A 14421-nucleotide genomic window follows, 5' to 3' on the forward strand; every position below is an offset into this window, starting at 1 on the left:
CAGTGAATGCAGAATTATTGATTGATTCTCTGAAAGATCGAGGCATCGAACTTTCTGTGGACCAAGGGAAACTCAAAGTGGCGATCAGTCCGTCGCTGAGAGCGACAATTGCAGAGCACAAAGCCATGTTGCTGGAATGGCTGTCAGAGCACGGGAATACCGGAGAGAATCAGCCGCTGGGTCTGCGTCCGGAGAACGCGATTATTCCGCTGAGTTATCCGCAACAGGCGATGTGGCTGGTGGAGCAGGTCAGTGATGAGAGTCTGCAATACAACATGCCCATGCGGGTCCGGCTGAAAGGCGAGCTGAATATTGCGGCGCTGGAGTGGAGTCTCAATGAACTGGTTCGTCTTCAGCCAGCTCTCCGGACCGGGACAACGGTTGTATCCGGACAGCCCCGGCAGCGTATTCGTCCGTTTGCATTCGAACCTCTGGAAGTGGTGGACCTGACCGGACTCGCTGAAGCGGCCCGGGTGGATGCTGTGGAGAAGGAAGCACAGAAAGAGCTGTACAAGGCCTTTGATCTGGAACAGGACGACCTGATCCGAAACCGGTTACTTCAGGTGGGCGCGGATGATTATGTCTTACTGCATACCTTGCATCATATTGCAGCGGATGGCTGGTCTCTGAGTGTCCTCACTCAGCAGTTGAGTGAACTGTATCAAAAATATGTGCAGGGTGATCAAACGCCGTTACCGCCGTTATCGCTGGACTATGCCGATTATGCATTCTGGCAGCAGCGTTATCTGCAAGGGAAAGTTTTAGCGCCGCTGGAATCTTTCTGGAGCGATCATTTGCTGGGTGCCCCGGTGTCGCACACGCTGCCGCTTGATTTTCCAAGGCCGCCGGAGCAAACGTTCCATGGTGCCATTCATAAAACAACATTCGCTGCTGCGCCGTTAAACGCATTGAAGTCTTTGTGTCAGAAGCACAATGCCACGCTGTTTATGGGACTGCATGCCGTCCTGGCGATGATGATTTCGGCTTTGGGGCAGGATGATGACATTGTGATCGGCACACCGGTTGCCAACCGGGAAGATACGCGACTCAATGACATTATTGGTCTGTTTATTAATACCTTACCGCTGCGCTGCCAGCTGAATGAACAGGATTCATTCATTGATTTACTGTCGCAGTGCCGTTCGATTCTGCTGAATGCATTTGAACATCAGCAGCTGCCTTTCGACTTATTGCTGGAGCGGCTCAATATTGCCCGGCCGCAGAATCATAGCCCGTTGTTTCAGATCATGCTGGTTTTACAAAACAACGTTGCACCGGAGCTGGACTTTCCCGGTGTGGCTGTGAAGGCAGAACCGAACCCGGCGATCTCGGCGAAATATGACCTGACGCTCTATGCGAGTGAAGAAGAGGGTGAGCTTATTCTGAGCTGGGAGTACAACACCGATCTGTTTATGGCTGATACGATGGCTTCCCTGGCAGACTTGTTTGAACATTTACTGCATGAAGTGACAGCATCGCCGGCGGTGCCATTCCGGCAGTTGTCGCTGCTTTCGCCTGCGGCTGTAACGCCTGAGGTTCTTCTTCCTGCAGGACAGGTGACAGAGGGGGATGATGAGCAGACTGATCTCATATCGCTCTTTGAAAAACAGGTTCAGCAGCAGCCTGATGCGACTGCACTGATCTTCAGACAAAAGAGCTGGTCTTATGCCGCGCTGGACACCTGCTCAACAATGTTTGCACAGACGCTCAGACAGTGCGGCATACAGCAGGGCAGCCGGGTGGGGATTCATACCTTGCGTGGCCCGGAAATGATTGTGGCAATTCTTGCTGCCCTGAAGCTGGGGGCAACCTATGTGCCGCTTGATCCGAATTATCCTGAAGAACGGCTGGTCTATATGGTACAGGATGCCCGTGTGACAGTGATTGCGATCACGCCGGGGCAGCAGACAGAACTGATGGCTCAGGTTCCTGTGGTTGAAGTTGATTTGTCTGATGCGATGAATCAACCGGCGGTCTCAGCATCTGATCTGAAAAGTGAAAAGACAGCGGGTGATGCGATGACTTATATCACCTATACATCGGGATCAACCGGTGTGCCGAAAGGAGTCTTGGGAACACAGCGCGGGGTACTCAATCGCTTACAGTGGATGTGGGCACAGTTCCCGTTTGAAGCAGACGAAGTCTGCTGCCAGAAAACCTCGCTGAACTTTGTCGATCATGTCTGGGAGCTGTTTGGTGCGTTGCTACATGGCGTGCCGTCTGTGCTGGCTGATCAGGAGACCGTTGATGATCCCTTACGTTTAGCCCGGGTGCTGGCTGACCATCAGGTCACCCGTTTGGTTCTGGTGCCCTCGTTACTGCAAGGATTACTTGCTCTGCCGGATGAGGCATTGCTGCCGTTGTCTGCGATTCGTTACTGGACTTCCAGCGGTGAAACGCTGTCTGTGAATCTGGTCCGTCAGTTCTATCGTGTCTTTGCAGACAGCTGTCTGCTGAACCTTTATGGTTCCTCTGAAGTCGCAGCAGATATTACCTGGTATGACACGCGTGAACTCCCTTCAGATGTCAGATTTGTGCCGATTGGTCATCCGATCACTCAGACCACGCTCACTGTGGTGAACCGAAACGGGCAGCAATTACCGGATGGCTTTGTCGGCGAGCTGTATGTGAGCGGTGCCGGACTTGCTGTCGGTTATACCTCAGAACCGCTGACCCAAGAGCGATTTGTGCGTCTGTCTGGTCTCAGCAGCACCTTTTTCAAAACCGGCGATCTGGTCCGCCGACAGTCAGACGGACTGTTGTTTACGCTGGGCCGGAATGACGATCAGGTCAAGATTCGCGGTCACCGGATTGAGTTAGGCGAGGTGGAAAATGCGCTGTGCCGGTTCCCCGGCATCGAGGCTGCGGCCGTGACGGTGCGGGAGCATGCAGGGCAGTCACATCTGGCGGCTTTCATCGTGGCAGATCACGCAGCTGGTCTGGATACCGAGCAATTTCATCATCGTCTGTTGCAGCAGTTGCCGGACTACATGGTGCCTTCTGCCATCAACCTGATTGAACAGATGCCTTTCATGCCGAATGGCAAGACAGACCGGAAGGCGCTGCCTGAGCCTCAGTGGGTCAAAGCGGAATACTATGTGGCGCCCCGCAATGAGCTGGAAAGGCAATTGTGCCAGATCTGGGAGCAGACGCTTGAGGTCCAGCGCGTCGGTGTGTTCGATAACTATTACCGGATTGGCGGAAATTCAATTCATGCGGTGAAGCTGGTGACGGCGATCAACCAGAAGCTGGGGCTTGGCATTCAGATCCGGGACATCTTCGAGCAGAAGACGGTCGAGGGCATTGCAAACTTACAGAAAAACAGAAATCAGGCTTTGAATGAGTCACTGAACGAGCAGAAAAGCCGGCCGAAAACCACCAAATACCATGAAATGGAGTTATAGCGGATGAAACATGCCTGATGCATGTTTGAAACCGTTTGGCCCGTGTTGATCCGGTGATCTCTCGGGCCTGTCAAGAAGGATGTTCATGAGGTCAATGATGAATTTAGCTGAATTGCTCCGGTATTGCAGTGAGCACGATATCAGCCTGTTTCTGTCAGAAGGGAAACTGAAAGTGAAGGCGCCTGAAGGGATTCTGACGCCTGAGCTTATCGCTGAGCTGAAAGCGCAAAAAGAAGCGATGATTGCACATTTATCGGCGCCACAGCCGTTGTTGCGCTCTGGGCAGGCGGGTGATGCCCCGGAGATGTCCTACAATCAGCGCCGGTTGTGGTTTATTGAGGAACTGGGCGCTTCCAGCCAGTTCAATTTGCCGCTGGCGCTGCGCTGGGAAGGTCAGGTCAACCGGCAGGCATTAGAACAGGCGCTGGCGGTGATGCTGGAACGCCATCAGGTGCTTCGGACTGTGTATCGCCTGAAGGATGGCGAACCCGTTCCGGTGTTGCTGCCGGTTGAAGACTTTCAGATCACCGATGTCGATTTGTCCGGTCTGCATGATGAGCTGGATGTGGCAGCGCGGGTTGCTGCGGAAGCAAGCCGGCCGTTTGATTTAAGCCATGAATTTATGCTGCGATTCCACCTGTTCCATCGGTCTCCGGGGCAGCAGGTGGCGCTGATCAACATGCACCATATTGCGACGGATGGCTGGTCAAACAATATCTTTTTCCATGAGCTGACGGGCCTGTATAACGCTTTTGCAGAAGGCGCTCCCAACCCGTTGCCGGCGCTGAACTTTCAGTACAGCGACTTCGCCCGCTGGCAAAAAAGCTGGTTAAGCGGTGAAAATCTCGACCGGCACCTGAAGTTCTGGAAGCGTCAGTTAAAAGATGTGCCTTCGGTTCATGCGTTACCGCTGGACAACAAGCGCCCGGAGAAGCCGACACACGGGGGCGACTACTACCTGCAATTTTTACCTGTGTCATTGTGTGATCAGCTGAAACAGTTGGCGCACCGGTATGAAGTGACCCTGTTCATGTTGCTGCAAACTGCATTTGCCGTTCTGATTGGCCGCTACAGCCATCAAAGAGATGTGGTGATTGGTTCACCGATTGCAAACCGTGATCAGTCTGACTTTCAGGGCCTGATGGGCTTCTTTGTTAATACGCTGCTGCTTCGGACACAGTGGCAACCGGCAACACGGTTTGAAACGCTGTTGTCAGAGAACCGGAAGGTTATTCTGGATGCATTTGAATATCAGAGCATTCCTTACGAAATGCTGCTGGAGGAACTGAAAACAACCCGGAGTCTGAGCCACAACGCGCTCTTTCAGGTGTTGTTTGTCCTGCAAAATAACGATACGCCGGATGATGTGTTTTTTCAGGGCATTGAGAGCAGTTTTTTTCCGTTTGAAGCCGGGACCAGTCAGTTTGATCTGACACTGGGCGGGTTTGAACATGAAGGACAGTATTCTTTCAGCTGGACTTATGCGACTGATATTTTTACCCGGGAAACCGTGGTCCGGCTCGCGGACAGTTTCCGTCAGCTGCTGGAAGAGATTCTGGAGCACAGTCATCGTCCGGTGGATGAGCTGAATCTGATCCCGCCTGCACAACAGGCAAGGCTCACAGAGCCCGAGACAGCCCCGGATACCGACTTGAATACTGCAACTGCGGTTGATGTCGTCTCTCAGATCATGGCACAAGCCGAACGGACACCCGCAGCAATTGCGGTTGAAGCGGGTGAACAGCACCTGAGCTATCAGGCACTGATCCGTCAGGCCGGTCAGCTGGGAAGTCGGTTGCTGGCGCATCACATTGGCGAGGGGAATCTGGTGGCGATCAGCCTGCCCCGGTCACGGGCGATGAGCATTGCAATGCTGGCTGTCTTAGGCTGCGGCGCCGCTTATTTACCGATTGATCCGGCGATGCCTTCTGCCCGGAAACAGCGTTTACTGGAAGACAGTGGCGCTGATCTGCTGATCTGCCATGACGACTCAGCGGGGGCAGGGATCACGTGCCTGCATGTTGATGAAGCGGCAGTTGAAGGTGCGGAAGCGGAATTGCTGTCGTCACCTGTGGGTCTGGCCTGGCCGGTCCGAACCATTGCAACTCAGGCAACGGCATATGTGAACTATACCTCGGGCACAACCGGGAATCCGAAAGGGGTTCGGATCAGCCATGGCAACCTTGCGCACTATTGCCGGGCGGCACAGCAGCATTACCGGATCACCCCGGCAGATAAAGTGCTGCAAACCTCATCTTTCAGTTTCGATGCCTGCGTGGAAGAGCATTTTATGGCGCTCATCCACGGTGCAACAGTCGTCTACCGGGATGATCTGATGCTGGCGGGCTGGACACATTTCAATGATTTTATCCGTCGGCATCAGGTGACGGTGGCCGGGCTGCCGACTGCCGTCTGGAATGAGTTGTGCGCCGATGCGGATCTGGAAGCCGTGAGGCCGGCATCGTCATTGCGATTGATGATTCTGGGCGGTGAAGCACTGCTTGCACACCAGCTGCGCCGCTGGAAAACGGCCGTGGGCGAAAGTATTCAGTTGCTCAATACTTATGGTCCGACGGAAACGACGATTGTGGCGACGATTTTTGACACCGCTCACTGGGATGAAGGCCACACCGTCCCGATTGGACGTCCGCTCGCCAGTCACCGGTGTTATGTGCTGGACGAATCAGGGCGGGTGGTGCCGGATGGTGTGACGGGAGAACTCTGTATTGCCGGTCCGTCTGTGGCTCAGGGATACCTGGATCCGGCTGAGACGGAAAAGGCTTTCATTGAACAGGCGATTCTGCCCGGGCTGAACAAGCGTTGTTATTGCACCGGTGACCGGGTGCGTCTTCGTCCGGACGGAGAAATTGAATATCTTGGCCGACAGGATGATCAGATTAAGTTGCGGGGATACCGCATTGAACTGGCCGAGATTGAAAGTGTCATCAGCCAGCATGCTTCTGTACATCAGACCAGAGTGATTGTTCATGACGATCCGTTACGCGGAAAACTGCTGCTGGCCTATGTGGTCTGTCAGGATGGGAACACGCAGGCTATCCGGTCTGATGATGACCTGTGGCGGCTGATACGGGCAGAGTTACCGGAATACATGCGCCCGGCAAGGTTGATCGCCATTGACCGGATTCCGCTGACGGTTCATGGCAAGCTGGATCGAAACGGGCTCCCGGTCCCTGAGTTTGACGAGGAAACGGATCAAGGACATCTGGCGGCAACGACACCAACGGAAGCCACCTTGCATGTGATTTGGTGTGACTTGTTTCAACGGGAACGCATCAGTATGGATGCCGGTTTCTTCGAACTGGGCGGGCACTCGTTGTTCGGGGTGAAGCTTATTGCCCGGATTAAAGATCAGATGGCCGTTGAACTCAGCATCCGGGATTTGTTTGAGCGCTCAACGATCCGGGAACTGGCCGCCAGTATTGACAACAACCAGCAGACACAACCGGAATGGATTGATCTGGCCGTCGAAATGGCTGCGCAGGGGGATGTGAAAATCAGTGGTATTCCGGCTGAAGCCCGCGTTTCCCTTGCGGTTGATGCCACCGAAATCCACCAGGTGCTGCTGACCGGCAGTACAGGGTTCATCGGTGCATTTCTGTTGCATGAAGTGCTGGAGACCCTGCCTTCCGCGCGAGTCTGTTGTCTTGTCCGTGCCGACAATGAACAAACCGGTCAGCAGCGTATCATGGCGAATCTGACCCGATACGGTTTATGGCATCCGGATTATACTGCCCGGTTGCAGGTCATTCCGGCGGATCTCAGTCAGCCGAATGCAGGCATGACTCAGCAGGCATGGGAGAGTCTGGCCGCAACCGTCCAGTGGATCATTCATAACGGGGCACATGTGAATCACTTGCTGCCTTACAGCGCGCTGAAACCCGCCAATGTGGATGGCACAACCGCGTTGCTGCGTCTGGCCGGTGAGCAGCGCCTGAAGCTGTTCAGTTTTGTGTCTGCGATTGGCACACTCAATCCGCAGGGTGAAGCACGGCGCCTGACGGAGCAGGTATGGCTTTCTGAAGAGACACCGCTTCATGAACAGCGGCATCTTGCAGAGAGTGGTTATGCGGCGAGTAAGTGGGTTGCCGAAGGGATGGTGCTTCAGGCCCGTCAGCAGGGGATCCCATGTCATATCTTTCGATTAGGGCGGGTTGCTGCGCACAGTCAGACCGGACAATGTGCTGCCCAGGATATTCTGGCGCGTTACCTGCAAACATGCCGGCAGTTAGGCCAGTATCCCGAAGATGAAAAGACGGAAAAAATGATCCCGGTGGATACGGCTGTGAAAGCGATGGTGGCTCTGAGTCTGAGACAGGCCCGTCAGCCGCAGGATTTTCATTTGATTGGGCGCGATCAGCTCGGCTGGAATCAGATTTTACAATACAGCCCATGGTCACTGAAACGGGTGCCGTTCCCTGAGTGGCTGGCGATTGTCGGGCAACACAGCCAGAGTGATCATCCGCTGCCATTTTCGCCTTACTGGCTTGCAATGCAACGTGCGGCTGAAGCAAGCGACAGCGGGCAGCAACCATCTGAAAATTTGCCTGTGTTTGCGTTCAGTCAGGCGAAAACTGAGCGGTTGATGATAGAGGCCGGGGTGCATTTTCCAGCCCTTGATCAGCACTATTGTGAGCGGTATCTGGCCCGGCTGGATGCTTCTTATTGATGTGTTTTATTGCTGCATTGACATCAGGCTCTGACAACCGGAGGAGGCTCAGGCTTTCCTCCGGTTATTTGATGCCCCGTGCACCACGGCATGGATCGTGGTAGGGGTTTCAGGCGGGCGGAATCAGAAGAATCCCAGCGGATTCACATCATAGCTCACCAGCAGGTTTTTGGTGTTCTGATAGTGATCCAGCATCATCTTGTGGGTTTCACGGCCAATCCCGGATTTCTTATAGCCACCAAAGGCTGCATGCGCCGGATAGGCGTGATAACAGTTCACCCAGATACGACCGGCTTCAATTTGTCGGCCCATCCGGTAAGCGCGGTTGGCATCCCGGGTCCACACCCCGGCCCCTAAGCCGTATTCGGTGTCATTGGCAATCGCCAGTGCCTCGGCTTCATCTTTGAAAGTGGTTATTGCAATCACAGGGCCGAAGATTTCTTCCTGAAACACCCGCATTTTATTGTGACCTTTCAGCATGGTCGGTGCGATGTAATAGCCGGATGCAATCTCTCCGGACTGCACTGCCACATCACCGCCCAGTAAGACTTCAGCACCTTCCTGACGGCCGATTTCGAGATAGCTCAGGATTTTGTCGAACTGCTCCTGAGATGCCTGCGCGCCGACCTGAGTGTCGGTATCCAGCGGGTTCCCCTGTTTAATGGTGCTGGCTCGTTCAATGACTTTGGCGATGAACTTGTCGTAGACCGATTCCTGCACCAGCACCCGGCTCGGACAAGTGCAGACTTCACCCTGATTGAAGAAGGCCAGCAGCAAACCTTCGACACATTTATCCAGATAGGCATCTTCGTGATCGAAAATGTCTTCAAAGTAAACATTCGGGGATTTCCCGCCCAGCTCCACGGTGGAGGGGATCAGGTTTTCTGCGGCGCATTTCAGAATGTGATGACCTACATCCGTCGAACCGGTAAAGGCCAGTTTGGCGATGCGTGTGCTGGTTGCCAGCGCCTGACCGGCTTCGCTGCCGTAACCGTTAACGATGTTCACCACACCGGCCGGGATCAAATCACCGATGGTTTCCAGCAACACCAGAATGGAGGTTGGGGTCTGTTCGGCGGGCTTCAGCACCACACAGCACCCGGCGGCCATGGCTGGTGCCAGTTTCCACGCGGCCATCAGCATCGGGAAGTTCCAGGGAATGATCTGGCCGACGACACCCACAGGTTCCGGGAAATGGTAGCTGGCGGTGTTGGCATCTAACTCAGCGGCGGTGCCCTCCTGCGCCCGGATACAACCGGCGAAGTAACGGAAATGATCCACGACCAGCGGCAGATCCGCTGCCAGTGTTTCACGGACCGGTTTCCCGTTTTCCCAGCATTCCGCAATCGCCAGCATTTCAAGATTGGCTTCGATGCGATCGGCAATTTTCAGCAGGATATTGGAACGCTCGGTCACACTGGTACCGGCCCATTTGGCACGGGCTTCATGGGCTGCATCCAGCGCCAGTTCAATGTCTGCCGCATCCGAGCGGGCCACCTGACAATAGGCCTTGCCATTGACCGGCGATACATTGTCGAAGTACTGCCCGGAGACAGGTTTGACCCATGCGCCGCCAATGTAATTGTCGTAATGGGATTTGAATTGGACGCGTGCGTCAGCAGAACCCGGTTGAGCGTAGATCATAGCAATATCCTTTTCCTGTGGTTTCAAACCTTGATGAATCACCCGTCTTTTCAATGTGATAGCAGAAGAGTGATGTTTATTTTCCCGGTGAACATCGCAAGTTGCGGGCCAACGTGGCGGGCTTGTTGTTAAATAAATGTAAAGCTATGATGAATCAAATATTATTCAAACGGTGCTGCTTTTGGCACTGAACTGTTGTCCGCTGCCAGTGTTCCATTCTTTGTCAGAGAACGGTGGAACACTGTCCTAAAATGGAACACTTGATCATGCCGACACTTGCAAGCCGAATTGAGACCGACTGGCTGAGCGAATCCTGGAATCGATGCCAGATGGCCGGGCTGAGAGAAAGCCAGCGGCCTGATAATATTCGATTGGAAAATACACAGTTGGATGAGCGTCGTTCGAATGCTGCGGATTTGATTGCCGCAGTCGAGCACATGGCGCTGCCTTTGTTTAATCAGGTCTTTGCGGGAACCAACAGCCGGTTACTGCTGGGTGACACCGAAGGCATCATCATTCAGTCTTGGGGACAGTCACGATTTGAGCAGCGTTTAACCGGCATTGCGCTTGAGTCCGGTGTGTGCTGGCAAGAAGGTCTGAAAGGGACGAACGCCATCGGGAATGCGCTCACTGAAAAACAGTTTATTACGGTGGTTGGTGATCAGCATTTTATTCGCCAGCACCGCTTCATCAGTTGTTCGGCAGGACCGGTTTTCAGCTCGTCTGGTGAGCTGATTGGTGTACTGGATATTACCAGCGAGCAACAGGTTCATTCGGAACAAACCCGGCTTTTTGTGCAGCATATGGTGCAGTTAGTGGAAAATACGTTGCTGTGTCACTTACCGGAAGCCAGTCTGCGGATTGATCTGGCATGTGATCAAAGCCTGTTGCAAACCGGCTGGCAGGGCATTCTGGTTGCCAATGAACAGGGGCAGGTGCTGGCCCATAATCGTATCGCTGAGCGTTTGCTGGGCCAGCGTGTTTCGGGGCGTCAAGTCGATGAGCTGGTGGCAGAATCCCGGCGTGGTACGCGTAATCCGCCGTCTCTGGTCTTCCACAAGCAGGTCTTACAGCCAGCCCGGCGTCAAACCAGGGTTGCCGGTCATTCTTTGTTGTCACCGTCCTGTCCGTTGCACTTTGGTGATGACCGGGTAGAGCTGGCCTGGCAGCAAGCCTGCAAGCTGGTGGATAAAGACATCAGCCTGCTGGTGCTGGGAGAAACCGGCGTCGGGAAAGGGGCGTTCGTCAAGCAGCTTCACCGGCACAGTGCCAGACGTCATGCACCATTGGTTTCCATCAACTGTGGTGCGCTGCCGCAGAATCTGATTGAGTCTGAGTTGTTTGGCTATGTACCGGGGGCGTTTACCGGTGCCAGCCGACAGGGGCAACCGGGGCGGATCCGGCAGGCAGATCAGGGCATTTTGTTTCTGGATGAAATTGCCGATATGCCATTATCCGCGCAAACCCGCCTGCTGCATGTCCTGCAGGATAAAGAAGTGATTCCTGTGGGTGCCACTCAGCCTGTGAAAGTAGACATTCGGATCATCGCCGCGACGCATAAAGACCTGACCAAAGCGGTTGCTGAAGGTCAGTTCAGGGAAGATTTGTACTACCGGCTCAATGGCCTGATCCTCAGCTTACCGCCGTTGCGGGAGCGGCAGGACAAAGCCGAACTGATTGAGGCAATTTTGCTGCAATACTGTGATGCGCCCTTACAGATTTGCCCTGAGTTATCAGACCGGCTGGCCGGATATCACTGGCCCGGGAATATTCGCGAACTGGACAATATGCTGAAAGTGGCCGCAGTGCTGGCAGAAGGTGACACCGTACTGACGCTGGCACATTTACCGCAGCATTTTGCGGCTCAGTTACCGGCGGCAACCCATGCGGGCCAGCCCAGTAAAGATTTAAAGAAACTTGAAGCGACCATTTCCGGGACGCTGCTGGAAACCTATCAGGCCAATCAGGGCAATATTTCCCGTACCGCTAAAATACTGGGGATCAGCAGAAATACCCTGTATCGGCGTTTACGTAAGCTGGGTATTCAGGTGTAGGACGTGCCGGAAAAGAGACGGTAGGAAATAAACAGCCCGGTCAGCAACCGGGTTACGGGCAGATATTTGACACCAGAACTATTGGAGGAATTGCCTGCATATGGTATTCAACGCCTTAATTTTAAAAGAAAATATCTGGTAGATCGTGACTCAATTCTACGTTTACCAGATGACCCGCGTAAAATTATGGATGGTTATTGGTGGTAAAGATGCAGCGAACGAAAGCTAAAGTGTTTTTCTGGGCTCTACTGGTACTGACGGTGCTGAGTATTGGCATGAATCTGGTCATGTTTGATAACACACAATTGCTGCTTGAGGAATCAAACTCCTTCGTTGATGCCTGGGGTTTGGCGAGTGGCGTACTGATGTTCTTGTGCCTGTACGCGTATGCCTATCACAAAGTCGTTTTTAAAAGCCGGGTGGTTTTGAAGTTCGTGTTCTTGAATACGGCTGCGGTTGGTGTATTCAGCTTTGTTGATTCTCTGTGGACAGACTATGAGCTTATGTCTGGTATGGAAGTACTTGTGATGATATTGCTTTATTTTGCAGTGTACTTCCCTTCGCTATCCATATTGCATAAACATCAAGATGATGTGACGAATTAACCGATTAAAGGCCGCAATCGCGGCCTTTTTGCTGCTCAGTTTGTTGTGATGCAGCCTGTTTATTTTTGTGAGACAAGATCTTGCTGGCAGATAGACACAGCCCGGTTCAATGAGCTGTTTTTCCTAAACAAATAACTCGATGAAAAAATCGATATATTCTCATTCAGAATCAACTAATTACCGTCATTCCCGCACAGGCGGGAATCCAATGTGCACGAGATGAGAGCAATCTGCCAGAATCATTTTGTCCCTCATTTTCCGTGTAGTTATTCCTCTAAAGTCACTGGATCCCCGCCTGCGCGGGGATGACAGAAGGGAGCGGGAAGCAGTTACCCACTTTCCCAGGTTTTTTGACCTCAAAGATGTGATCAAGAAACAGCCCGGTCAATTGACCGGGCTGTCTGTTTTCAGGAAAGGCGTCAGAGCATGATTCTCTGAGTGTTAAGCGTTCACGCGCTCGCCACTGATTTCTTCATCCTGGTTGAAGACGTTGTGGTCTGCCTGCCCCAGTACCCGGGAGGTGATGGTTCCGGCGGTGATTGAACCGCTGACGTTGACTGCGGTACGACCCATGTCAATCAGGGGTTCGATTGAAATCAGCAGGCCCGCCAGTGCAACTGGCATATCCAGTGCAGACAGCACAATAATCGCGGCAAAGGTCGCGCCGCCGCCCACACCGGCGATGCCGAATGAGCTGATGGTGACGATGGCGATGAGTGTCAGGATGAAGCCTGGATCCATCGGGTTGATACCAATGGTTGGGGCAATCATCACCGCCAGCATGGCCGGATAAAGACCGGCACAGCCATTCTGGCCCATGGTGGCACCAAATGAAGCCGAGAAGTTTGAAACTGCTTCGCCGTTCCCCAGTTTTTTCACCTGCGTTTCAATGTTCAGGGGCAGGGTGCCTGCGCTGGAACGGGACGTGAACGCGAAAGTCAGTACAGGCAGAATCTTCTTCAGGAAACGGATCGGGTTGATACCGATGCCAGAGACCAGCAGCAGGTGCATCACCAGAATCAGACCCAGACCAACATAAGAGGCAACTACGAAGTTCAGCAGGTTCAGGATGTCGCTGTAGTTTGAACCGGCAACCACTTTGGTCATCAGTGCCAGCACGCCATAAGGGGTGAGGGCCAGTACCATACGAACCAGCGTCCGAACCACTTCCTGCGCCACATTGACGAACGTTTCCAGGCTCTTGCCCAGTTCTGGCTGCGTGCGAATTACGGTCAGGCTGGCAACACCAATAAAGGCGGAGAAAATCACCACAGCGATAGTTGATGTCGGACGGCTGCCTGCAAGATCCGCGAACGGGTTGGCCGGGAAGAAAGAAATAATCATGTCGGCCAGTGAAAGACTCTCAACAGAGGTCAGGCGGGTTTGCAATGCTTCGCCCCGGGCAATTTCACGGGCTCCCTGAACAATGCCTTCAGCACTCAGGCCGAACAGGTTACTGACCAGAATACCAATCAGCGCGGAAGCGGCCGTTGTTGCCAGCAGGATTCCAATACTCAGACCGGCAATTTTTCCCAGTGAGCCAGCGTTTTTCACTTTCACGATGGCTGCAATAATCGAGACCATGATCAGCGGCATCACAATCATTTTCAGCAGGCTGACATAGCCAGAACCGACAATACCGACATACTTCAGGGTTGTGGCGATGGTGTCATTCCCTTCACCATAGAAAAACTGCAGTGCAGCACCAAACATAACACCGAGACCCAGGCCGGTGAAAACTCGTTTGGATAGTGTTTGCTCACGTTTCTGTTGTTGAACCAGCAAGACGATCAGCAGTGCAAAAATCGCCAGATTGATAACCAGATACATATTTTTCTCTACTTAAAAGGTGTTCAGTCTGTATGGAATATCGCACAGGACAGTGCGCAGAACTGTATAAAATTGTCCTGCATCATAGGGATTAAGTGGCGCAGAAGAAACGACTGCTTATCACTTTGACTATTCAAAAATGGAACATGATAAAACTAAACGGAATATGGATGTATTCCTGTTCACATTGAGTAAAA

The 14421-nt window shown here is 53.2% G+C and carries 6 protein-coding genes; 4 read left to right on the plus strand and 2 right to left on the minus strand.

From position 1 onward, the window contains the following. Positions 1–2 precede the first annotated feature (2 nt). Positions 3–3404: a non-ribosomal peptide synthetase gene (locus tag EA58_RS09205; RefSeq protein ID WP_036751660.1), complete on the plus strand. Its 3402-nt coding sequence runs from the start codon at positions 3–5 to the stop codon at positions 3402–3404. A 94-nt stretch (positions 3405–3498) separates the two neighbouring features. Next, positions 3499–8091: a non-ribosomal peptide synthetase gene (locus tag EA58_RS09210; protein WP_036751662.1), complete on the plus strand. Its 4593-nt coding sequence runs from the start codon at positions 3499–3501 to the stop codon at positions 8089–8091. 123 nt (positions 8092–8214) lie between these two features. Here EA58_RS09210 and exaC read toward each other — a convergent pair whose 3' ends face one another. Beyond that, a complete protein-coding gene (gene exaC, locus EA58_RS09215; protein WP_036751758.1) occupies positions 8215–9735 on the minus strand; it encodes an acetaldehyde dehydrogenase ExaC in 1521 nt (506 codons plus the stop codon). A gap of 266 nt (positions 9736–10001) precedes the next feature. Here exaC and EA58_RS09220 point away from each other — a divergent pair, with 266 nt between their 5' ends. Together EA58_RS09220 and EA58_RS09225 are read left to right on the plus strand one after the other, a co-directional pair. Next, positions 10002–11789 carry a sigma-54-dependent Fis family transcriptional regulator gene (locus tag EA58_RS09220; RefSeq protein ID WP_036751664.1) on the plus strand — a complete coding sequence of 596 codons (1788 nt, stop codon included), beginning with the start codon at positions 10002–10004 and terminating at the stop codon, positions 11787–11789. A 209-nt stretch (positions 11790–11998) separates the two neighbouring features. Continuing rightward, complete coding sequence (locus EA58_RS09225) at positions 11999–12394, plus strand: hypothetical protein (RefSeq protein WP_036751666.1); 396 nt, start codon at positions 11999–12001, stop codon at positions 12392–12394. A gap of 441 nt (positions 12395–12835) precedes the next feature. Here EA58_RS09225 and EA58_RS09230 read toward each other — a convergent pair whose 3' ends face one another. Then, complete coding sequence (locus EA58_RS09230) at positions 12836–14224, minus strand: L-cystine transporter (protein ID WP_036751668.1); 1389 nt, start codon at positions 14222–14224, stop codon at positions 12836–12838. Between the last annotated feature and the right edge of the window lie 197 nt (positions 14225–14421).

The organism is Photobacterium galatheae, assembly GCF_000695255.1.
GTDB classification, from domain to species: domain Bacteria; phylum Pseudomonadota; class Gammaproteobacteria; order Enterobacterales; family Vibrionaceae; genus Photobacterium; species Photobacterium galatheae.